This is a genomic window from uncultured Salinicola sp., assembly GCF_937921195.1.
Lineage (GTDB): Bacteria > Pseudomonadota > Gammaproteobacteria > Pseudomonadales > Halomonadaceae > Salinicola.
Genome location: NZ_CALFQK010000007.1, coordinates 1 through 21,703, shown reverse-complemented (window position 1 = coordinate 21,703; position 21,703 = coordinate 1). Strand labels below are relative to the sequence as shown.

Below are 21,703 nucleotides of genomic sequence, written 5' to 3'. Positions count from 1 at the left end.
TCAGGCAGAGGCGGCCAACAGGCCGCTGCCCAGAAAATCGCTGTCGTCCCGTGCCCCGGGCAGCACGAAGAAGTAGCCGCCGCCCACCGGCTTGATGTACTCCTCCAGCGGCTCGCCGTCGAGGCGGCGCTGAACGGTGATGAATCCCGCCTCCAGGTCCGCCTGGAAGCAGAGGAACAGCAGTCCCATGTCGAGCTGGCCGTTGGCCTCGACGCCGTTGGAGTAGTTGAACGGTCGCCGCAGGATGCGATTCTTCTCGGTGGCGGGCGTGCGCGGATTGGCCAGCCGGATATGGGCGTCGAGCGGGGTGATCTTGCCCTCCGGGTCCCGTGAGTAATCGGGGACGTCCTGCTCCCTGCCTTCCGCGGCGTTGTCGGAAAGCGGTGCGCCGCTCATCTTGCGACGGCCGAAGATCATCTCCTGCTCATGCAGCGGCGTGCGATCCCACCGCTCGACGAAGTTGCGGATGATACGCGCCGCGAGATAGCTGCCGCCGCGAGCCCAGGCCGGTTCGTCGTGATCCCTGCCGACCCACACCAGCTCGTCCATCAGCGCCTCGTCGTCTCCACTCGGATTGGCAGAACCGTCGCGGAAGCCGAGGAAGTTACGTGCACTGCCGTCGATATCGCCCGGCGCGGGCGGCAGCGGCGGCACGGTGCCTTCCTGCTTCCAGCGCACCATCAGCAGCCCCGGCGTGTTCTTGATGATGTCGCGCAGCGCGTGGTAGCCGGTGTCCAGGGTGTTGGCGCAGATCTGGAGCGCCAGGTCGCCATGGCAGCGTGCGGCGTCCAGCGCGTCGTTGGGAAAGCCCTCCATGCGCTGCAGGCGTTGCGGCCGGGCGCTCGCCAGACCGTAGCGCCGGTCGAACAGGGAGGCGCCCACCGCCAGGGTCATGGTCAGGCCGTCAGGGGCGATCACGGGACCCAGGATGCCGGAGTCCGGTGGCGGAAACAGCGGGTCGCGTTCGGGAATCCTGCCGCCCTGGGTCAGAAAGGCCATCCGCTCGGTCAGTATCTTCAGCAACCTTTCCAGGTCGTCCCGGTCCCGTGCCAGGACGTCGAACGCGACCAGCATGCCGGTGGCCGGGCGGGGAGTGACGACGCCCTGCTGATGCTCGCCGTGAAAGGGGTAGCGCAGCTGCGAGTCCTGCGCCTGCGGCGCGCTGGTCACGTCCTGGCCATGTCCGCTGGCGGCCAGGGCCGGGCAGGTGCCACCGAGCCCGATCCCGCCGAGTCCCAGGCCAAGGCCGGTCAAGCCGGCGCCCTTGAGGAAGCGACGGCGTTCACGATGGGCGGGCACGGGCGTGTCCGCCTGGGGAGGTGCTGTCTGGGAACGGTCTGTCCGGCGATGAAAGGGACAGCCTGAATGACGATCGAACTGACTCATGGGCGATGACCGATGTCGATTAACCTTCCAGGGTGAGGGTTTGATTGATGCCGGCGAGGGAGTCGGCCAGGGTGCCGGTCGCCTGCAGCAGGGCCCCGGCGGCGACGCCGGATGGCGTCGACGAATCGATGGCCGTCGGAAGATCCCGCTGCAGCGCCTTCAGGTTGGCCTGCAGGGTCTGGTGGACGGCGGGAGATCGATGCTCCAGCAGTGGCGACAGCAGCGAGACGATCTTGTCGGCTCCCTCCGTCAGGGCGACGAGATCGGCGAGATCCCGGCCCGCGATGGCGCTCCCTTCGCGGTGATGATCGAGCCACGCTTCCAGCACGCGGGAGGTGCCGGCGGCCAGTTGGGCCGGCGGGATCGAGGCGTGCTTCAGGCGTTCGGCGAGGGTGTCCACATCGGCCACCAGCTGCGCGGCCACGGGATTCAGGCCTGCGGTACCCTGATGCCCGAACAGCCCGGCGGCGAGCCGGTGGAAGCCGACGAAGGCAGGATCCGCTTCGCGCTGTTCGAAGTCGTCGGCGCGGGCGTTCAGGCGCTGATCGATATCGCTGTAGAGCCCGATGGGCATGGCGAGATGCAGGTCGATGCGACGCGCTTCCCGATAGGCCCGGCGGGCGGCATCGAGATCGTCGGCGGCGACGGCGTCGCGCAGCTCGACGACGCGGGTGCGGAGCTTTCGCAACTGCAGCGTGGTATAGACTCGGTACTCGGCCAGCGGCCCGACGAAGGCGGTCGCCGGAAGGGTGGACGCCGGAGCGCTCGAATCGCCGGCGACGACATGCAGGGTGCCGCGTGGATTGCTGAGCAGGCCGCAGGTCATCACGTAATCACCCGCCTTCAGCGTCGCGGTCAGCGGCTGGCGCAGGCCGGGCGCGATGTTCTCTCGCTCCGCGAGCACCATCACGCCGTCGATGATCTCCCATTCGATGGCCCGATCCGACCGGTTCACCACGGTGAACGTGCGCTGTCCGGCAGGCACTTCCAGGCGGTTGGGCTCGCAACCGCTGGCGGTCACCTCGACGACCTGGCCGTCGTCGCCGACCGGATTGACGGCCCGCAGCGAGAGCGTGAAAACGCCCAGGGCGACCAGCATCAGCAGAAACGACAACGCCATCCCCAGGCGCAGGCTGCGGGGGGAGGGCGGCGCGATGGAAGCGGCCTGTGACATGGCTCAGGCTCTCCCGTGCCGGGGCTGGGTCGCCGCCGCTGCCCGGGTCGACGACGGACGAAGCCACAGCAGCCACGACGCGACCGCCAGATAGCCGATATAAGCCACGACCTCACTCACCGTGGGGGCCGGCTGGTAGCCGAAGATGCCTGAAAACAGCGACCCCAGCGGCGTGTCCAGCGGCAGACGGTCGCTCAGGTCGAAAACCACCTCCTGGGCGTGATTCCAGAGGCCCGCCTCATGCAGCGCGCGTACCGAGCCGGCGAACAGGCCGGCCGCCACCAGCAGGATGAACAGGCCGGTGAGGCGGAAGAAATGCGCCAGCGGCAGCCTCAAACTGCCACGATAGAGGGCCAGGCCGGCGACGGCAGCGACGATCAGGCCCAGTAGCGCACCCAGCGGCGCCTCCGAGCTGCTGCTCTGCTGGAACACCGCCAGCAGAAAGAAGATCGATTCCAGTCCCTCGCGCGCCACGGCGAGGAAGACCATGGCGATCAGGGCGTAGGTGTGACGGCGTCCGCTATGGAACGCCTCGTCGAGCGCCCGGGTGAGGTCCCGCCGCATGCCGCTGGCGGCGCGGCGCATCCACATCACCATCCAGGTCAGCACGCCGACGGCGAGAAAGCCGACCAGGGCCTCGAACAGCTCCTGTTGACGCTGCGGGAATTCGGCGCTGGCGAACTGCAACCCCGCGCCAACGAACAGGGCGAGGGCGACCGCCAGGAAGATGCCGATCCATACCGCGGGCATCCAGGCGCCGCGGCCGGTCTGACGGAGATAGCTGGCGATGATGCCGACGACCAGGGCCGCTTCCAGCCCCTCTCTCAGCATGATCAGAAAGGGTACCAACATGGCAGACATCCAACGGTGGGTCGCGGTGAACGACGACGGGGCGACAAGGGTACGGTAACGCTGTGAATGATACTCGTTATCACCTCTGCCCGGTAACACTTTTTCACGTTTTGCTCGAATCGCGACACCGCTGGAGCGTGGGGATGACAGTCTGTTCTAAAAACGACATCGAGGTGCCTAATGACGATGACGATGTCGCGCAGAGATAAAAACGCATGCGTCGCATGGTCACAGGGATTACAGTCGAAACAGACCGGTCGAGACGCTGAAAAGTCACGTGACGGCCGCACTCGAGCGCCGTTCGGCGCCGATGAAGTCGCAGTGGACCGAGAGCGATAGACGCCAGGGAACCGCAATAACAATAACCGCCGAACCATCCTTGGAGGAGACATGAAATGGCAATCACCCCCGCTCGTGGTAGCGCCCCCACCCCCGCCGGCGCCGTGCCCGAACCGCAAACGCTTGGCTTCCTGCTGCTGGAAGATTTCACCCTGATCTCTTTGGCATCGGCTATCGAGCCGTTGCGGATGGCCAATCAACTTGCCGGACGCGAGCTCTACCGCTGGTACGTGATGACCATGGATGGCGCCCCCGTTCGGGCGAGTGACGGCATGCAGGTGACACCGGATGCCAGTGCCCATTCGCCGCTGCGGCTGGACTGGCTGGTGGTATGCGGAGGTGTCGCTCCCCAGCGCTCCGTCACCCCGGCCCTGCTGACCTGGCTGCAGAGCCGTCAGCGCCAGCTGCGGCGGGTGGGGTCGGTCTGTACCGGCAGCTGGGCCCTGGCCCAGGCGGGGCTGCTGAACGGTTACGACGCCAGCATCCACTGGGAGTGCCTGGCCGCGATCCAGGAGGCCTATCCGCGTACCGCGTGGAGCACCCGGCTATTCTCGATCGATCGCGACCGCTTCACGGCCTCCGGCGGCACGGCACCGCTGGACATGATGCTCAACCTGATCGGGCGCGACCACGGGCGCGAGCTGTCGGCGGCCATCTCCGAGATGTTCATCTACGAGCGGGTTCGCGGCGAGGAGGACCAGCAGCGGGTGCCGCTCAAGCATGTGCTGGGCACCACGCAGCCGAAACTTCTCGAGATCGTGGCGTTGATGGAAGCCAACATCGAGGAGCCGATCGAGCTCGACGAGCTGGCCAGCTACGTGGATGTCTCCCGGCGCCAGCTCGAACGCCTGTTCCAGCGTCACTTGCACTGCTCTCCGTCGCGCTACTATCTCAAGTTGCGGCTGACGCGAGCGAGGCAGCTGCTCAAGCAGACGCCGTTGCCGATCATCGAGATCGCCTCCGCCTGCGGTTTCGTCTCCACTCCCCACTTCTCGAAGTGTTACCGCGAGTATTTCGGCACGCCGCCGCGCGAGGATCGTGGCGAAACGCTGAAGATTCGTCGGCTGGAGCCTGCGGTGGCCCCATTGGCGGACAACGATCCGCTGATGCAATTCAGCAGTGCAACGGTGGCCTTGAGCCACGCCCGCGGGGAGCCGACCTACGCCAGTATCGCGCTGGGCTGAGGGGACGGTTCTCACATCCGGATCGGGCGGCCCTCGTGCCGCCCGTTGTCGTTGCCCGGCCAGCTGTCATTGCGACGCCTGGCCTATCCCACGGGCAGAGACTAGGGTTTGTATGAAAAGTCGGCGAGCGAAGGCAAGACAAGGCAAAAATCGGCGAAAGAGGACCGGGCTGGCGCTCCAGTTTACGGGGTGTAAATGAGTATCTTGACCGGGCTGGCGCACCAGCCGATTTTTAACGCCGTATCGCCGAGCGCAGACAGTTTTCGTACAGAGCCTAGATGACGACTCTGACCACGATCACCACGACCCCGAACGTGAGCACCCCGCCTACCACCGGCCAGCCCAGTGAGCGGGTCCTGCGCCAGACGACGAGCGTGACCCCCAATCCGACGACCGTCGCCAGCCAGCCGGCCGGATCCGGCGTGCGCGGCACCAGCGAGACACCCAGTACAGCAGCGATCATCATCGGACCCAGCACCACCAGCCACTTTGGCAGCACATCGACGGCGGCATCCCCGTCGCGGCGTTTCAGGCGCTGCTGCATCCAGATCAGCGGCAGCAGTCGGATCAGATAGGTGCCCAGCGCGGCGACGATCATGGCGATCCAGAGTTCGAGGCTCATCGGCGTTTTCCTCCCACCGGTCTGGCTCTCTCCGGCAGCCGGACGAGATAGAAGCAGAGTGCCCCGCAGGCGGCAGCCAGCGGGATCCCGATATTGGTCAACCCGGTCAGGGTGCAGAGCAGTGCGGCGGCGATACTGATACCGAGTGCGAGGGCCCAGCGTCTGGAGGTGAGACGCGGCACGAGCAGCACGAGGAAGAGCGCCGGCAGCGCAAACGGCATCACCTCGCCCAACAAGGGCCAGCGGTGGGTCAGCCACTCGCCGGCGACCGCCCCCAGCAACGAGCCGGCGATCCAGCTGAGCCAGGCCAGCAGGGCGGCGCCGAAGAACCAGCCGACGCGCTGCGTCGCGGGCAGCTGCGGTAATCGGCCATGGGCCAGCGCAAAGATCTGGTCGGTCAGACCGTGCATCAACCATGGCCACCAGCGGCTTTGCGGCAGCCAGGGCGCGATATTGGGGGCGTAGACGACATGGCGCACGTTGATCAGCAGCGTCAGCGCCACGGTCAGCCACAGGGGAGAGCCGCTGGCGATCATGCCGACGAACAGGAACTGCGAGGCCCCGGCATAGATCAGCGCCGAGATCGCCAGCGTCTCGACGGTGCTGAACCCCGCCTGCGTGGAGATCAACCCGAACGAGACGGCCACCGGGATGTAGCCACCCAACAGCGGCACCGCTTCACGGACGCCGATCAGCCAACCGCTCGAGGGTGACGGCATGTCGGTGTCAGGCATTCGATGGTTCTCCCCTGGCGTAGACGATGGTGACCAGCAGCGTCGCACCCGTGTCGCTGGCACGATATACGTGAGGTCGATCGGCAGCGAACGTGAAAATCTCTCCGGCGGCAAGCTGGCGCGGCTGTTCCGGAGGGCCGACCGACACCCGACCCTCGACGACCTGCAAGGTCTCCCGCGTTCCTGGCGCATGAGCCTCTGCGTGTCGCACCGTCCCGGGCGCGCAGCGCATCAGGTAGACATCGACCGCCGGCTCATCGTGATGCCGGTGATGGCTCTGCTCGATCAAGCGCACGCTGATCCCGTTCTCCTCCACCGGCGTCGCGACGGGCGCCACCAGGGTGCCGAACGGTACCCCGAGCCGCTTCGCCAGGCGCCACAGCGTATCGATGGTCGGATTGCCGACCCCCTGCTCGAGGCGGGACAGGTTCGACTTGGCGATCTCCGCCTGGGCGGCCAACTGCGTCAACGACAGGCCTCGCGCCTGGCGCAGCGCCTGGAGATGCCGTCCCAGGGTTTCCAGCGCGATCTCGTCCATGGATGAGGGTGTCCAGTCGTTCTTTATATAGAACGTTCTATATAAGGAACGCCTTGGCGTCAATAACGCACCCACACGATGGCTTCCGGAGCCGGGAGTCTGTCGCAGGCAGGCAAGTCGGCGTGACGCAATCGGGACACTCGAATTCGCTTTCGGTCGGCGAGGGGAGGGAGCGCGGGGATATGCTGCGCGGAACGATCGTCTTCGGGCTTCCGGCCATACGCCGCGACGGCTGCGAAAGGCGCACAAAACCCAGGAGGAGTTCCGCATGTCGACGCCATCTCTGCACGACGATGCCATCATCATCGATGGCCTGATCATCGCCAAATGGGATCGGGCCCTGTTCGAGGATATGCGCAAGGGCGGGCTGACGGCCGCCAACTGCACGGTATCGGTATGGGAGGACTTCGAGTCCACCGTCGACAACATCGTCGCCGTCAACCAGCTGATGCGCGACAACGCCGAGCTGGTGCGTCCGGTGCACACCACCCGCGACATCACCCGGGCCAAGGAGGAGGGCAAGACCGGCATCATCCTCGGCTTCCAGAACGCCTACGCCTTCGAGGACAAGCTGGGCTACATCGAGATCTTCAAGAAGCTCGGCGTGGGCATCACCCAGCTCTGCTACAACACCCAGAACCTGGTCGGTACTGGCTGCTACGAGCGCGACGGTGGTCTCTCCGGCTACGGCCGCGAGGTGATCGCCGAGATGAACCGGGTCGGCATGATGTGCGACCTCTCCCACGTCGGCTCCAAGACCTCCGAAGAGATCATTCTCGAATCAAGCAAGCCGGTCTGCTACTCCCACTGTCTGCCCAGCGGGCTCAAGGAGCACCCCCGCAACAAGTCCGACGACGAGCTCAAGTTCATCGCCGACCACGGCGGTTTCGTCGGGGTGACCATGTTCACGCCGTTCCTCAAGGCGGGCGTCAACGCCACCGTCGAGGATTACGTCGAGGCGATCGTCTACATCATGAACATCGTCGGCGAGGATGCCATCGGTATCGGTACCGACTTCACCCAGGGCCAGGACGAAGCCTTCTTCGAGTGGCTGACCCACGACAAGGGCTACGCCCGCCGCCTGACCCGCTTCGGCGAGATCATCAATCCCAAGGGCATCCGCACCATCGGCGAGTTCCCCAACCTGACCCAGGCGCTGCTGGACCACGGCCTTTCCGAGCCGGTGGTGCGCAAGATCATGGGGGAGAACTGGGTGCGGACGTTGAAGGATGTCTGGGGGGAATAACCCCTGCGGGGAGCTGTAAGCCATAAGCTTTAAGCTGGAAGAAAAAGCCAAAAGCAAAAACCATTTGTTTTGGCAGATGGAAGCGGTTGTTCCTTGGCTTACGGCTTACGGCTCCAGAACAATTTTTGAGGTAACCGATATGACCCAGATGGCCCCCGAACTGCCGATCAACGTCGATAGCGACACCGGTGTCTGGACCACCGATGCGCTGCCGATGCTCTACGTGCCGCGCCACTTCTTCATCAACAACCACGTCGCCATCGAAGAGGCGCTGGGGGTGGAGGCCTACGCCAGGATTCTCTACGACGCCGGCTACAAGTCCGCCTGGCACTGGTGCGAGAAGGAGGCCGAGCTGCACGGTCTCGAGGGCGAGGCGGTCTTCGAACACTACATGAAGCGCCTGTCGCAGCGCGGCTGGGGGCTGTTCGCCACCGAGGCGATCGATCTCGACGCCGGCACGGCCAGGGTGCGCCTGGAGCACTCCTGCTTCGTCTACCAGTTGGGCAAGACCGGCAAGAAGGAGGAGTACATGTTCACCGGCTGGTTCGCCGGCGCCATGGACCAGATTCTCGAGGCCCGCGGCAGCAGCCTGCGCACCCGCGCCGAGCAGACCCAGAGCGGTGCCGAGGCGGGCTGCGAGGTTGGCTACTTCGACGTCACGCCGCGCTGACGGCGGCCCTCGCGACAGCCATCAATAATTCAAGCAATTCCGTGTACTGAAGAACTCGTGGCGGCCGCACCTGACCCAGGGCCGCGCGAGTTCGGGGAGATGACCGGCCATGGCTCATGAAGCCCTGTTCAAACCGATCCAGATCGGCAAGTTGACCATCCGCAATCGCGTGGTGAGCACCGCCCACGCCGAGGTCCACGCCACCGACGGCGGCATGACCACGGATCGCTACGTCAAATACTACGAAGAGAAGTCGAAGGGCGGTTGCGGGCTCTGCATCTGCGGCGGCTCCTCGCCGGTCTCCATCGACAGCCCGCAGCAGTGGTGGAGTTCGGTCAACGTCGCCACCGATCGCATCATTCCCCACTTCCAGAATCTGGCCGACGCGGTGCACAAGCACGGCGGCAAGATCATGATCCAGATCACCCACATGGGGCGTCGCTCGCGCTGGGACGGTCACAACTGGTCGACGCTGCTGTCGCCGTCGGGCATCCGCGAGCCGGTTCACCGCGCCACCTGCAAGACCATCGAGGAGGAGGAGATCTGGCGCATCATCGGTGATTTCGCCCAGGGGGCGCGGCGGGTCAAGGAGGGCGGCCTCGACGGCTGCGAACTCTCCGCGGTCCACCAGCATCTGATCGACCAGTTCTGGAGCCCGCGGGTCAACAAGCGCACCGACCAGTGGGGCGGCAGCTTCGAGAATCGCATGCGCTTCGGCATGGAGGTGCTCAAGGCGGTACGTGCCGAAGTGGGCGACGACTTCTGCGTCGGCATGCGCATCTGCGGCGACGAGTTCCACCCCGATGGCCTGTCCCACGACGACATGAAGCAGATCGCCGCCTACTACGATGCCACCGGCATGGTCGACTTCTTCGGCGTGATCGGCTCCGGCTGCGATACCCACGACACCCTGGCCAACGTCATCCCCAACATGTCCTACCCGCCGGAGCCGTTTCTGCATCTGGCGGCGGGCATCAAGGAGGTGGTCTCGGTGCCGGTCATCCACGCCCAGAACATCAAGGACCCGACCCAGGCCGAGCGCATCCTCGAGGGCGGCTACGTCGACCTGGTGGGGATGACCCGGGCCCACATCGCCGACCCCCACATCATCGCCAAGATCAAGGCGGGTCAGACCGACCAGATCCGTCAGTGTGTGGGCGCCAACTACTGCATCGACCGCCAGTACCAGGGTCTCGACGTGCTCTGTATCCAGAACGCGGCGACCTCGCGGGAGTACATGGGGCTGCCGCACATCATCGAGAAGAGCAGCGGACCCAAGCGCAAGGTGGTGGTGGTCGGCGGTGGCCCCGGCGGCATGGAGGCAGCGCGCGTGGCGGCGGAGCGGGGCCACGACGTCACCCTGATCGAAGCCCAGCCCCAGCTCGGCGGCCAGATCACCCTCGCCGCGCGGGCACCGCAGCGCGACCAGATCGCCGGCATCACCCGCTGGTACGAGATGGAGCTGGCGCGCCTCGGGGTCGATGTCCAGCTCGAGACCCGCGCCGACGATTCGGTGGTGCGCGACCTGCAGCCGGACGTGGTGGTGCTGGCCAACGGCGGCCATCCGTTCCTCGAGCAGGTGCCCGAGTGGGGCTACTCGGACAATCCTGACGAGAGCCTGGTGGTCAGCAGCTGGGACATCCTCGGCGGCAAGGTCGAGCCGGGCAAGAACGTGCTGGTCTACGACACCATGTGCGAGTTCAGCGGCATGTCCACCGCCGACTATCTCGCCAGCAAGGGCTCGACGGTGGAGATCGTCACCGACGACACCAAGCCCGGCGTGGCGATCGGCGGCACCACCTTCCCGACCTACTACCGCAGCCTCTATCAGCAGTCGGTGGTGATGACCGGCGACCTGGGGCTGCACAAGGTCTATCGCGAAGGCGACAAGCTGGTGGCGCTGTTCGAGAACGAGTACACCGGCGAGCACGAGGAGCGGGTGGTCGATCAGGTGGTGATCGAGAACGGCGTGCGTCCGGACGAGTCGCTCTACTACGCGCTCAAGGAGCGTTCGCGCAACCATGGCCAGATCGATCTCGAGGCGCTCTACGCGGCGACGGCGCAGCCGACCCTGGCCGAGAGCGGCGATTTCGCGCTGTTCCGGATCGGTGACTGCGTGGCGCAGCGCAATACGCATGCGGCGATCTATGATGCGCTCCGCCTCTGCAAGGATTTATGAGGGGAACGGACCGAGCTCGACGAGTCGGCGTTGAATTGCTCGTCGCCATGCTCATGGACAAATACGTCCACTCCGCTGGCTCCTCACAACTCGCCTGGGCTACGCGCCCCGGTCATGCCATCGCTCGTAGCCGTTCCATGGCGAAGGTGGGCGGCAGGACATTGCTGGCTGAAAGCATCGACATGACCGATACCAGCGACTTTTTCGGAGAAGCACCATGTTGCAGACGCTACTCCCCATTCTGATATTTGCCGCGCTGGCGGTGGGTGCGGCGGGCGCGGTGCGTCGCATCCGGCTGTGGCGCCAGGGGCGGCGCACGCCGATGCGGTGGCATCGGCTCGCGCTGATGCCCAAGCGCTATCTCAATGACCTGCACCACGTCGTTGCTCGCGACAAGGCGATCGCGCACACCCACGTGGCAACGGCCGGCGGCTTCGTCGCCGCCATGGCACTGGCGCTGGTGGTTCACGGCTTCGGCTGGCGCAACCCGATTCTGGGCGGGCTGCTGCTGGCGGCGAGCCTGTGCATGTTTCTCGGCGCGCTGGCGGTCAACCGGCGGCGCATCGACCCGCCGCCCAAGCTCTCCAAGGGGCCGTGGCAGCGTCTCTCCAAGAGCCTGATCGCCTACTCGGTGGGCATGTTCCTGGTCAGCCTGCCGCTGGTGGGTGTGGCGCCGACCGTGCTGGGTGGCGGCGTGCTGGCGATCGTGCTCGCCGCCGTGCTGGTCTGGGGGCTGCTGGAGATGGTGGTCGGCATGGGCTGGGGCGGGCCGATGAAACATGCCTTCGCCGGTACCTTTCATCTGGCCTTCCACCGGCGCCCCGAGCGGTTCGATGACAACCATCCGGACGCGTCCCCGAAAAAGACACATGACGTCCATCGCGGCAGCCGCTCCACCGCGCTCTTCCCGCTCGATCTCACGGCGAAGACGCTGGGCGTGGAGAAGCCCGCCGATTTCCAATGGGAGCAGCTGCTGGGCTTCGACGCCTGCGTTCAGTGCGGCCGCTGCCAGAACGTCTGCCCGGCCTATGCCGCCGGCCAACCGCTCAACCCCAAGAAGCTGATCCAGGACATGGTCGTGGGCATGGCTGGCGGCAGCGATGCCGGCTACGCCGGCTCCGGGCATCCACAACAAGCGGGCGGCATCGAGGTCGGCAAGCCCGGTTTTGGAAACCACAGGGGCGGGCCAACTGATGCCATCGTGCCGCAGCTGGTGGAGGCGCAGACGCTGTGGGCCTGCACCACCTGCCGTGCCTGCGTCGAGGAGTGCCCGATGATGATCGAGCACGTCGATGCCATCGTCGACATGCGCCGCTTCATCACCCTGGAGCGGGGTGAGACCCCGGAGAAGGGCGCCGCGGCGATCGACAACCTGATCGCCACCGACAATCCCGGTGGACTCGACAACGCTTCCCGCCTGGACTGGGCGGCGGACCTCGAGCTGCCGCGCATCCAGGATCGCCCCGAGGGGGTCGACGTGTTGCTGTGGCTCGGCGACGGCGCCTTCGACATGCGCAACCAACGCACCCTGCGCTCGCTGGTGAAAATCCTGCGCACCGGTGGCGTCGATTTCGCCGTGCTCGGCGAGGAGGAGCGGGACAGCGGCGACGTCGCCCGACGGCTCGGCGACGAGGCCACCTTCCAGCGCCTGGCCGAGCGCAATATCGCCACGCTCTCGCGCTATCGCTTCGCCCGCATTGTCACCGCCGACCCGCACAGCTTCCACGTGCTGGGCCGCGAATACGGCGCCTTCGGCGGCGACTACGTGGTCAAGCACCACTCCACCTTCATCGCCGAGCTGTTCGACGGCGGGCGCATCAGCGTGACGGCGCCGACCCAGGCGGAGACCGTTACCTATCACGACCCCTGCTATCTGGGCCGTTACAACGGTGAATTCGCCGCGCCGCGCCAGGTGCTTGCCGCCCTTGGGCTGGAAGTCGCCGAGATGGAGCGCTCCGGCTATCGCTCGCGCTGCTGTGGCGGCGGTGGCGGGGCGGCGCTCTCCGACGTGCCCGGCCGCGCGCGTATCCCCGACATGCGCATGGAGGACGTGCGCGAGACCGGGGCGACCACCGTGGCCGTGGCCTGCCCCCAGTGCACCGCGATGCTCGAAGGCGTGGTCGAGCCGCGTCCGCGCATTCGCGATCTCGCCGAGATGGTCGCCGACGCCCTGGTCGAGCCGACAGCGGCGACGAACGCCACCAGCGCGCCAAGCCAAAGCCGCGAGGAGGAACCGGCATGAGTGTCCGACGACTCGACCCCCACGCCGAGCGCGCCCGGCGTAACCGTCTGCATCCGCGCCACCACGAGTTCGCGCGGCCGGCGTGGCGCTGGACCAGCGCCGACGGCGTGACGCGCATCAATCCGCATGCCCTCGGCGCGATCGGCCCCAACGGACTCAAGCGTATCGATCGCAGCGGCGCTGCGGTGGAGGCGAGCCCCGTGGGAGGCGCGTCGACGAGCGCGGAACCGGCGCGGCGTCAGGTCGTCATCGATCAGCCGGAGGGCCATGTCGTGGTGGTGCCGGAGTTGCCGGAAGGGCGGCTCAACGATCACGACCGCGACCTGTTCGGCCTCGCCCGGCAGCTCGCCGACGGCCATGACCTGGCAGTGACGGCGGTGACCTTCCTGAACGGTGTCTCCGGGTTCGAGGACGCCGGTGCGGACCGCGTCGTCGATCTCTCCGCCATGGTGACCGAAGGCTACGACCCGGAGACGCGCCTGGCGGCGCTTGTCGACGTCGAAGCGGCGCTTTCGCCCCGGCACTGGATCTTCGCCGATTCACTGCCGGATGGCGGCGATCTCGGGCGGCGGCTGGCAGCGCGTCTCCTGCCCCAGGGCGCGAGTCAGGGCGCGAACGCTAGCGTGGGCGATGCCCGCCCGGCGACCCGGGTCTGGCAGCTCAGCGAGGGCCAGACGCTCTCCCGCGCGGGGGACCGCCAGGACATCCTGCGCGACGTCGCCCGGGTGCTGCTGGCGCTGCCCGAGTGCGCCGAGCCGGTCAGCGAGACGCGTCACGAGGCGCGGGTCATCGAGCTGGCGACCATGGGTGGGGAACTCTCTTCGGCAGCAAACGAAGTGGCGGCGTCCGGGGTCATCGACCGTGGCCGGGTCGCCGTCGACCCCCAGGAGATCCCGCTGGCCCAGGCGCCGTTCATTCTCTCCGCCGGCCGCGGCATCGGCGATTGGGAAGGCTACCACCACGCCGCCCGGGTGCTGGGGGCCAGCGAGGGCGCCTCGCGGGTGGCGGTGGATGACGGCTACATGCCACGTTCGCGCCAGGTCGGCGCCACCGGCACCTTCGTCACTGCCAGCTGCTACGTCGCCGTGGGCATCTCCGGGGCCGTGCAGCATCTGCAGGGCATCGCCAAGTGCCAGCGGGTGATCGCGATCAACAACGACCCGAGCTGCGACATGGTCAAGCGCGCCGACCTGGCGCTGATCGCCGACGGCGACGCGGTGCTGGCGGCGGTCTGCGAGCGCCTCGGCCAGCCGCGAGACCAGACCGGTTCGGACGGCTCTTGGACGGATGAGGAGTCGCGACATGCCGCAGCCTGACCCCCAAGCCGCAGCGGGAACGCCCCATGACGTGAAGACGGCGGTGCTGGTGTCGAGCGGCCGCCACCCGGTCTCCGGGCGCGCCGGGCGCGCCCGCGAGGATGCCCGCGCCGTCGAGATGGGCCTGTCGCTGGTCGGCGCCGATCTGTCGCTGGTGCATGCCGGCGATCCGGAGCAGGCCTCGCTGCGGGAGTCTCTCGAGGGATACCTGGGGATGTATCACGGCCTCGACGGCGGACGTCCTGGTGATGAACGCGACGGGCAGTTGTCGCTCCTGCCGCTGCGTGCCGGCGAGGATGCGGTACCGCTGCTGGCGGCGTGGCTCGAGCGCAGTGGCGTGAGATTGGCCTTGACCGGCCAGCGCGCCGAGTGCGGCGAGGGCTCGGGCATGGTGGGGTATCTACTCGCCGAGCGGCTGGGCTGGGCGATCGCCACCGGCGTTGCCGCCATCGAACGCTGCGACGCGGAGAGCGTGACGGTGCTGCAGGCGCTGCCCCAAGGCCAGCGTCGGCGACTCGAAATCCGCCTGCCGTGTCTGATCGCGGTGGACGCTGTCGCCGAGGCGCCACGTCAGAGCGCCTTCGGTCCGGCGCGGCGCGGGCGCATCGAGACCGTCGACGATCTGCTGCCCGCGGACGAATCGCGTCTCGACACCGGCAGCGCCGGCTGGCAGTGGCAGCCGGCGCGGGCGCGGCCCAAGCGGCTCAAGGTGGTGAAATCCACCAATGCGCGGGACCGTTTCAAGGCTGCCGCGGCCAAGTCCTCCGCGTCCGGCGGCCAGGTACTGACCGATCTCTCGCCGGAGGAGGCCGCCGAGAAGCTGATCGATTATCTGCGGGCGGAAAAGATCCTCGCGCAGGACGATCAGTAGTCCAGCAGCCGGGGCATCCGTTCCGATAGCCGCTGGCCGCCGAGCACGACGCGTGCCGGATCGACGGCGTGAAAGCGACCGTCGCGAAAATGCTCGGCGTGGTGGGCGTCGAACGCGACCAGCGGTATCAGGTCCGTGCGGCGGGACTCCGGCAGCATCATCGGCGTCAGGTTGTCCAGAATCAGGTGGGAGCCGTCATCCTGGCGGTAGCGCAGCACCGCATGATAGGTCGGGGTGAGAGTGTCGTCGGCGGCGAGAAAGTCGAGTCGCCGCGGCGACGTACCGGCGTCGATCAGGATCTGGTACTTGGCGATGGCGAAGTCTTCGCAGTCACCGAAGCCATCGCGGACCAGGCGATCGAAGCCCTTCCAGGTATCGACCTTTTCGAACTGCTGGCGGGCGGCGTTATTGATCACGCGATTGACGAAAGCCAGCCGCTCCTCGCCTTGCCGATTGCTGGCCTGCGCCACGAACTGCTCCCGGGTGAGCGTCACGGCGGTGGCGCCGGGATCGTCCCAGTAGGTAAAGCCAGCCGCGGAGGCCGTCGTCGGCAGCACGGCAAGCAGCAGATAGGCCAGGCGTCGAAAACGGGGTGAGTGAAGAGCGGTCGCTGGCATGCGTCTCCATGAATGACACCGAGCTTCGTGAAACCGACATAGCGACGTTTCGGGTATCGACGCAGCCTGTCGCGATGCGATAGATAATAGAACATGCGGCCGGCCCGAGGGCCATGCCCCTGATAGCGACTTGCACGGCAACATTTGTCGAACGGAGGTGGATCATGATGATCGTCGATCTCATCGATGGCGAGGACTTTCGTCAGCGGTTGGTCTCGCTAGGGGTGCATATCCCCGAGGAGGCGTGCCCCGAGAGCTGTGCGCGGCTGGCAGCCGGGTGTCATCGCGCGCGAGGCGTCGAGGGGCTGGAGCCGGCCATTCGCGATCTGATGCAGCACACCGACGTGATGCTGCCATCCGTTCGCGAGGCGATCGAGCGCCATCTGCTGCCCGTCTTCGGTACTCCCTGAGGTCTCGGGCAACGCTGGTACCCAGGGTGACGGTGTCGCGGATCCTTGCCTATGCTGGGAGAGGCAACTGACGCGATACAGGAGTCGGCGGCATGGCGATGGGACTCTGCACCTGGACGCTCGGCATCGACGACCTCGAACTGCTGATGGACAAGGTGGTCGAGCTGGGGTTCGATGGCGTCCAGCTCGACGAGCTTTGGGAGCATGCCTCCCCGGCGGCGATCCGGGATTCACTGGCGCGCAGGGAGCTTGCGCTGATGGCCGTGGATGCCCGACGGATCGGCCCGCAGGTCGGGGAAGCGCCGGACGTCGCGCAGGGCTTGGACGCCTATCGTCAGGTCATCGACCGCGCCGCCGAACTCGAGGCGCCCGTCGTCACGCTATCGATGCTGTCGCTGTGGATTCGGGGCCACGCCACGCCCTTCGACGCCCTGTCGGCAGCGTGCCGCGAGCTGGCCGACTATGCCGCCGAGCGGAAGATTCGATTGGCCTATGAAGTCGTCAACCGCGACGAAGCGCCGATGATTCACATGGTCGAGGAGGCCAACCGGCTGGTAGGGCAGGTGGCCAGAGCCAATTTCGGGCTGGTTCTCGACAGCTACCACCTGCATTTCGAAGAGACCGACCCGGTCGCGGCGATCGAGTCGAGTGGCGATGCCCTAGCGGTCCATCCGGTGTCGGATTCGACCCGTGGCGGCAACGGCAGCGGCGCCGTGGATTTCGAAGCGCAGTTCGATGCGCTCTTGCGGATCGTTTTTGACGGACCGCTGATCATGGAGTGCCTGCCGCCGATGCACGATCCCTTCTCGCCGGTGTCGAGCGAGGGCAACCGCCGCATTCTGGAAGACGAACTCTCTCGCTCCCAGGAGATCTGGCGCGGCTACGCCCATGCGCGCCGTCGAGCGCTTCAGAGCCTCCGCAACCCCCACATGAAGTAGACGCCGCCGATCAACGCGGCGATCAGACCCGCTGGCAGCTGATAGGGGAAGAATAGATTTCGGCCCAGCCAGTCGGCGGTCACCATGACCAGCATCCCCAGCAGCCCGGCCCCGAGCAGTTGGTGCCTGGCGCCGTGGAATCCCATCAGGCGCGCCATGTGCGGGGCCATCAGGCCGACGAAGGAGAGCGGCCCGATGACCAGGGTCGCGGCGACGGTCAGCAGGGCGACCAGTGCCAGCAGCATCAGTCGGCTGCGATCCACGTCGACACCGAGCGCCCTGGCGGTGGGCGCGCCCAACGGTAGCAACGTCAACCAGCGCTGCAGAGGTAGCGTCAGCGCCAGCAGGAGGAGGGCGATGGCCACGATCCAGCCGCTCGAAGTGAGACTGGCATAGTAGGTCGACCCACCCAGCCACGAGAGCAACTGCTGCGCCCTGGGGTCCTCGCTGGCCAGCACGATGGCGCGCATGGCGTCCAGCAGAGAGGAGATGGCGATGCCGGTCAACAGCAACCGCTCCGGCGCAAAGCCACTGCGGCGGTTGCAGACGATCAGCACCAGCAGCGCAACGGTGGCCCCGCTGAAGCCCATCACGGAGCCGCTCAGTGGGGCGATGCCGAGCGGCAGCAGCATCAACGCGATCACGCCGATCGCCACGCCGGCACTGATGCCGAGGACCTCGGGACTGGCCATGGGGTTGCCGGTCATCCGCTGCAGCAGGGTGCCGGCGATGGCCAGCATCAGCCCGGCCGCCGCGGCCGTGGCCACGCGCGGCAACCGCCAGTCGACGATGAGCGCCAGGTCGCCGGTGCCTGCCACGCTGGGATAGCTGGCGTGGCCATCGAGCATGAAGCCGACCAGCAGCGCCAGCGTGCAGGCAACCACCGTCAGGCCCGCCAGCGCCCACAGGCGGCGGTCTGGGCGTGCCAGGCGCGGCATGGTCAGCCCCGTGCTTGGCGTCGGCCGTGATCCGCTGATCCGCAGGCGCGGCAACAGCCACAGCAGCAGCGGGGCACCCAGCGCCGCCGTCATGGCGCCGGTCGGCAGTAGCGAAGCAGTGAACGGAGACAGCTGCTGAACGGCGAGATCCGTCACCGCGAGCAGAAGAGCCCCTAGAATCATCGACCAGACGAGCCGTTGGGACAGCGTGCGGGCGCCGGAGAGCCTTGCGATGGCCGGAGAGGCGAGGCCGATGAAACCGATCAGGCCGATGGCGCTGACCACGCAGGCGGTGATGAATATCCCCAGGCCCAGGCCGGCGAAACGCAGCTTGCGCAGCGAGATGCCGAGGCTCTTGGCGCCGTCCTCCTCGAGATCGAGCAGCGCCAGCGGCCGCAGCAGCAGCAGTGCCACCACCACCACGATACCCAGGCGCAGCAGCAGGAAACGGGTGTCGTGCCAGCTGTCCTGGGCCAGCGCTCCCGACCCCCAGATGAACAGCCCCGACAGGCTCTCCTGGTGAAACAGCAGCAGGGCACTGTTGATGGCGCTGAAATAAAGGCTGACCACCATTCCGGAGAGCACCACCACCATCGGCGCCAGACGCCGCTTCCAGGAGAGCGCGAAGACCAGCAGCATCGCCGCGATGCCGCCGGTCAGGGCGATCCATTCCCTTCCGGCCAGCATCCAGCTCGGCGCCCACAGCGTCGCGACGACCAGCGCCAGCTGCGCACCGCTGGTGACGCCCAGCGTCGCCGGCGATGCCAGCGGATTGCGCAACACCTGCTGCATCAGGCAACCCGCCAGGGCCAGGGCCGCGCCGCCCAGCAGCGCCACCAGCAGTCTCGGCATGAAGGTGTAGTGCATCACGATCTGGCGGATCCGGTCGTCGTCGGGGGCAACGATGGATTGCCACCAGTGTCCGGAAAGATCGCCGAACCGGGTATGCAGGGTCGCGGCTCCCAGGCAGATCGCCAGCAGCAGCAGGATAAGGGCGAACCAGGTGGGGGACCGCGCGCGAAGCGTCATGGCGTTTGGCCCTCGACGGACGAGTCGGGAACCGCGTCGGAGATGGGGGACTGGGTGCCGACCTCGACCAGCGAACGGGCCAGGCGCTGTAGTGAGATCAGTCCGCCGTAAGGCCAGATGGGATCGATGAAGCTCACCCGCCCCGCGCGGACCGCCGGCAGGTGCTGCCAGATCTGATTATCGTGCAGGGCTTCTTCCACGCCTCTGGGATAAGGCTCGATGACGACGATGCGCGCTTCGGGACGCTCGGCCAGCCGGTCGATCGGGATGCTGGCGTAGCCCCAGGAGTTGGTCGGACCGGTCCAGGCATTGGTGAGATCGGTGCGGGAGAACAGCGTACCCACCATGTTGCCCTGGCCGAACACGCGGACGTGCTGGGCATCGCTGAACTGCACCAGATAGAGCGGCGTCTTCCTCCCTCGCAGGGCCTGTGCGGCGCGCTCGAGAACGGCGTCGGTCTCGGCGATCAGGGCCTCGGCCTGCGGCCGCCGGCCGGTCAGCCTCGCGATCTCGCGGGTCATCGCCAGCGTCGCCTCGTAATAGGGCCGGTCGGTGTAGAAGTTGTCGATCATCCTGACCGGCATCAGACGCTCCAGGCGGGCGTTGTCGCGGGAGAACAGGGCGCTCGTCATCAGCAGGTCGGGCGGATCCTGGGCCAGCAGTTCGAGGTTGGGCTCGTTGCGCAGTCCCATGTCCAGGGTCGAAGCGGGGATCGCCGGTGCCTTGACCCAGGCGTTGTAGTTGGGGATGTCCGACACCGCGTAGGGTTCGACCCCCAGGGCGATGAGGGTCTCGACGACCGTCCAGTTGGCGGCCGCGATCCGCAACGGTTTCGAATCGGCGTCGGCCGGGGCGTCCGCCAGCGCGGTGCTCGTCCCCAGCAGCACGGCAACCGCAAGTGCGAGGAGAGCTGGAAAAGAGCGAACACGCGACAAAGTGACGGTTTCCTGGCGACGGAGGAGAGTGGCACGGCGCTCATCCGGCCAGAAACGCGGCGCCGGATGCGGCTACGGGCGGTGATGGTAGATCGAATGACAATCGTTATCAATAAAGAGAGGGAGTACTTCCTGTTTGAATACACATGACAATGATTGTCATTTAGAATACTGTCGATAACAAACGCCCGGCCGACGGCTGCCGGCTCCTACAACGTGATAAGCGGGCATGCGATCCGATGAATCCAGGGAACACTCTCGCCGCCGTGAGCGGCACGCTGCTTTTGGCTTATACGGGAAGCGTACTTGCCCAAGAGCCAACCACCAACAATGATACCGTCGTGGTCACCAGCACGGCGCTCAAGGTCGACACGCCGCTGCTGGAGACGCCGCGTTCGGCCTCTGTGGTCACCGATACCGAGTTGGAGAGACGCGCGGTCAACAAGTATGACCAGGTTTTACGCTATCGTGCCGGCGCATTGTCGGCACCCTACGGGAATGATGCCAAGGCGGACTGGTTCTTCTTCCGGGGTTTCTCGGGTGAGGACTCGACCTACCAGGATGGGCTGCGTCTGTTCCGCGAGGCTGGCTATCTATGGTGGAAAACTGAGCCTTTCGGTCTCGAGCGCGTCGACTTCCTGAAGGGGCCAGCATCGATCCTATATGGCGAGGCGCCTCCCGGGGGGATCATCAACGCCATCAGCAAGCGCCCGACCGATGAAACTCAAGGGTTGTTCGAAATCCAGGCCGGCAACAAGGGGCATCGGCAGGTAGGGATCGATACGTCCGGCCCGGTCACCGACAGCGGCGATGTCCGCTACCGTGTCGTTGGATTGTTTCGTGACCAGGACGGTGAACTCGACGGTACCGACAACGAGCGAGTCTACTTCGCTCCCAGCCTGGCGGTAGATCTCTCCGACCGGACAACCCTTACGCTGCTGGCAAGCTACCAGCGCGATCATGGCACGCCAGCAAATGTCTTCTATCTTCCCTACGGTTCCGTCAACGACACGCCATTCGGCAAGGTCGATCGCGATACCGATCTCGGTGACAACGACAACGATCGTCTTGATCACGAGCAGATATCGGTCGGATACGAACTCGAGCACACCTTTGACGATACCTGGGAATTTCAGCAGAACGCACGGTTCGCCTCCCTGGATCTCTTCCTGCGCACGGCTTATCCGTCGTACATGCTCGATGATCGTAACGCTCAGCGGGGACTGACCTACCGCGACGGCAGCTACGACGCCTTCACTATCGATAACCGCATGATCGGCACCTGGTACACCGACAACACCGAGAACACGCTGTTGGTGGGGCTGGATTATCAGCACCTGGATGCGGACTACCTTAGCCGAGATAACTTCGCCTACGACACCATCGATATCTTCGATCCGCAAGATAGCGGCATTGGCCAACCCGGCGATCCGACATACTACGATCAGGGCAAGGAGCAGATCGGTGTCTACGTTCAGGATCA

19 protein-coding genes are annotated in these 21,703 nt (G+C 66.3%); 10 read left to right on the top strand and 9 right to left on the bottom strand.

From position 1 onward, the window contains the following. The 3 genes from efeB to efeU form a co-directional block, all read right to left on the bottom strand. Entirely contained in the window at nt 1-1,299 is a 1,299-nt protein-coding gene (gene efeB, locus Q0602_RS00540) for an iron uptake transporter deferrochelatase/peroxidase subunit (RefSeq protein WP_298837342.1), read from the bottom strand. A 106-nt stretch (nt 1,300-1,405) separates the two neighbouring features. Beyond that, nucleotides 1,406-2,560 (bottom strand): iron uptake system protein EfeO, encoded by a 1,155-nt coding sequence (efeO, locus tag Q0602_RS00535; protein ID WP_298837340.1) that lies wholly within the window; start codon nt 2,558-2,560, stop codon nt 1,406-1,408. 3 nt (nt 2,561-2,563) lie between these two features. Further along, a complete protein-coding gene (gene efeU / locus Q0602_RS00530; protein ID WP_298837338.1) occupies nt 2,564-3,412 on the bottom strand; it encodes an iron uptake transporter permease EfeU in 849 nt (282 codons plus the stop codon). Between the two features lie 395 nt (nt 3,413-3,807). On the opposite strand from efeU, the gene Q0602_RS00525 reads away from it, so the two are divergent. Continuing rightward, nucleotides 3,808-4,935, top strand: coding sequence for a GlxA family transcriptional regulator (locus Q0602_RS00525; RefSeq protein ID WP_295036490.1), 1,128 nt, complete (start codon nt 3,808-3,810; stop codon nt 4,933-4,935). Nucleotides 4,936-5,209: 274 nt separating this feature from the next. Here Q0602_RS00525 and Q0602_RS00520 read toward each other — a convergent pair whose 3' ends face one another. From Q0602_RS00520 to Q0602_RS00510, 3 genes are read right to left on the bottom strand one after another with little or no spacing between them, the layout of a single operon-like run. After that, a complete protein-coding gene (locus Q0602_RS00520; RefSeq protein ID WP_298837335.1) occupies nt 5,210-5,557 on the bottom strand; it encodes an AzlD domain-containing protein in 348 nt (115 codons plus the stop codon). Further along, a complete protein-coding gene (locus tag Q0602_RS00515) occupies nt 5,554-6,291 on the bottom strand; it encodes an AzlC family ABC transporter permease (RefSeq protein WP_298837333.1) in 738 nt (245 codons plus the stop codon). The genes Q0602_RS00520 and Q0602_RS00515 overlap by 4 nt, the downstream gene beginning before the upstream one ends. Continuing rightward, complete coding sequence (locus tag Q0602_RS00510) at nt 6,284-6,829, bottom strand: helix-turn-helix domain-containing protein (RefSeq protein ID WP_298837330.1); 546 nt, start codon at nt 6,827-6,829, stop codon at nt 6,284-6,286. The genes Q0602_RS00515 and Q0602_RS00510 overlap by 8 nt, the downstream gene beginning before the upstream one ends. Nucleotides 6,830-7,097: 268 nt before the next feature. Here Q0602_RS00510 and Q0602_RS00505 point away from each other — a divergent pair, with 268 nt between their 5' ends. The 6 genes from Q0602_RS00505 to Q0602_RS00480 all read left to right on the top strand — a co-directional run bounded on the left by Q0602_RS00505 (nt 7,098) and on the right by Q0602_RS00480 (nt 15,353). Then, entirely contained in the window at nt 7,098-8,075 is a 978-nt protein-coding gene (locus Q0602_RS00505) for a dipeptidase (protein WP_298837328.1), read from the top strand. 139 nt (nt 8,076-8,214) lie between these two features. Then, entirely contained in the window at nt 8,215-8,745 is a 531-nt protein-coding gene (locus Q0602_RS00500; protein ID WP_298837325.1) for a DUF5943 domain-containing protein, read from the top strand. Nucleotides 8,746-8,854: 109 nt separating this feature from the next. Further along, nucleotides 8,855-10,924, top strand: a complete 2,070-nt coding sequence (gene dgcA / locus Q0602_RS00495; RefSeq protein WP_298837323.1) for a dimethylglycine demethylation protein DgcA — start codon at nt 8,855-8,857, stop codon at nt 10,922-10,924. A gap of 217 nt (nt 10,925-11,141) precedes the next feature. Beyond that, entirely contained in the window at nt 11,142-13,166 is a 2,025-nt protein-coding gene (locus Q0602_RS00490) for a (Fe-S)-binding protein (protein ID WP_298837321.1), read from the top strand. Further along, nucleotides 13,163-14,482 carry an electron transfer flavoprotein subunit alpha/FixB family protein gene (locus Q0602_RS00485; RefSeq protein ID WP_298837319.1) on the top strand — a complete coding sequence of 440 codons (1,320 nt, stop codon included), beginning with the start codon at nt 13,163-13,165 and terminating at the stop codon, nt 14,480-14,482. The genes Q0602_RS00490 and Q0602_RS00485 overlap by 4 nt, the downstream gene beginning before the upstream one ends. Beyond that, nucleotides 14,469-15,353, top strand: a complete 885-nt coding sequence (locus Q0602_RS00480; protein WP_298837317.1) for an electron transfer flavoprotein subunit beta — start codon at nt 14,469-14,471, stop codon at nt 15,351-15,353. Before Q0602_RS00485 ends, Q0602_RS00480 begins: the two co-directional genes overlap by 14 nt. Here Q0602_RS00480 and Q0602_RS00475 read toward each other — a convergent pair. Beyond that, nucleotides 15,347-15,970: a transglutaminase-like cysteine peptidase gene (locus tag Q0602_RS00475; protein ID WP_298837315.1), complete on the bottom strand. Its 624-nt coding sequence runs from the start codon at nt 15,968-15,970 to the stop codon at nt 15,347-15,349. The genes Q0602_RS00480 and Q0602_RS00475 overlap by 7 nt on opposite strands. Nucleotides 15,971-16,134: 164 nt before the next feature. On the opposite strand from Q0602_RS00475, the gene Q0602_RS00470 reads away from it, so the two are divergent. Continuing rightward, complete coding sequence (locus Q0602_RS00470; protein WP_298837313.1) at nt 16,135-16,380, top strand: hypothetical protein; 246 nt, start codon at nt 16,135-16,137, stop codon at nt 16,378-16,380. A 92-nt stretch (nt 16,381-16,472) separates the two neighbouring features. Continuing rightward, entirely contained in the window at nt 16,473-17,318 is an 846-nt protein-coding gene (locus Q0602_RS00465) for a sugar phosphate isomerase/epimerase (protein ID WP_298837311.1), read from the top strand. On the opposite strand, the gene fhuB is transcribed toward Q0602_RS00465, so the two are convergent. Next, on the bottom strand, nt 17,288-19,285 hold the full coding sequence (fhuB, locus tag Q0602_RS00460; protein ID WP_298837309.1) for a Fe(3+)-hydroxamate ABC transporter permease FhuB: 1,998 nt from the start codon (nt 19,283-19,285) through the stop codon (nt 17,288-17,290). The two genes, Q0602_RS00465 and fhuB, sit on opposite strands and share 31 nt — an antisense overlap. Next, entirely contained in the window at nt 19,282-20,220 is a 939-nt protein-coding gene (locus Q0602_RS00455) for an ABC transporter substrate-binding protein (RefSeq protein WP_298837307.1), read from the bottom strand. Before Q0602_RS00455 ends, fhuB begins: the two co-directional genes overlap by 4 nt. A 341-nt stretch (nt 20,221-20,561) precedes the next feature. Between Q0602_RS00455 and Q0602_RS00450 the strand changes: the two genes are divergently transcribed. After that, nucleotides 20,562-21,703: TonB-dependent siderophore receptor (locus tag Q0602_RS00450; RefSeq protein ID WP_298837305.1), on the top strand; the 1,142-nt coding region annotated here is incomplete at its 3' end.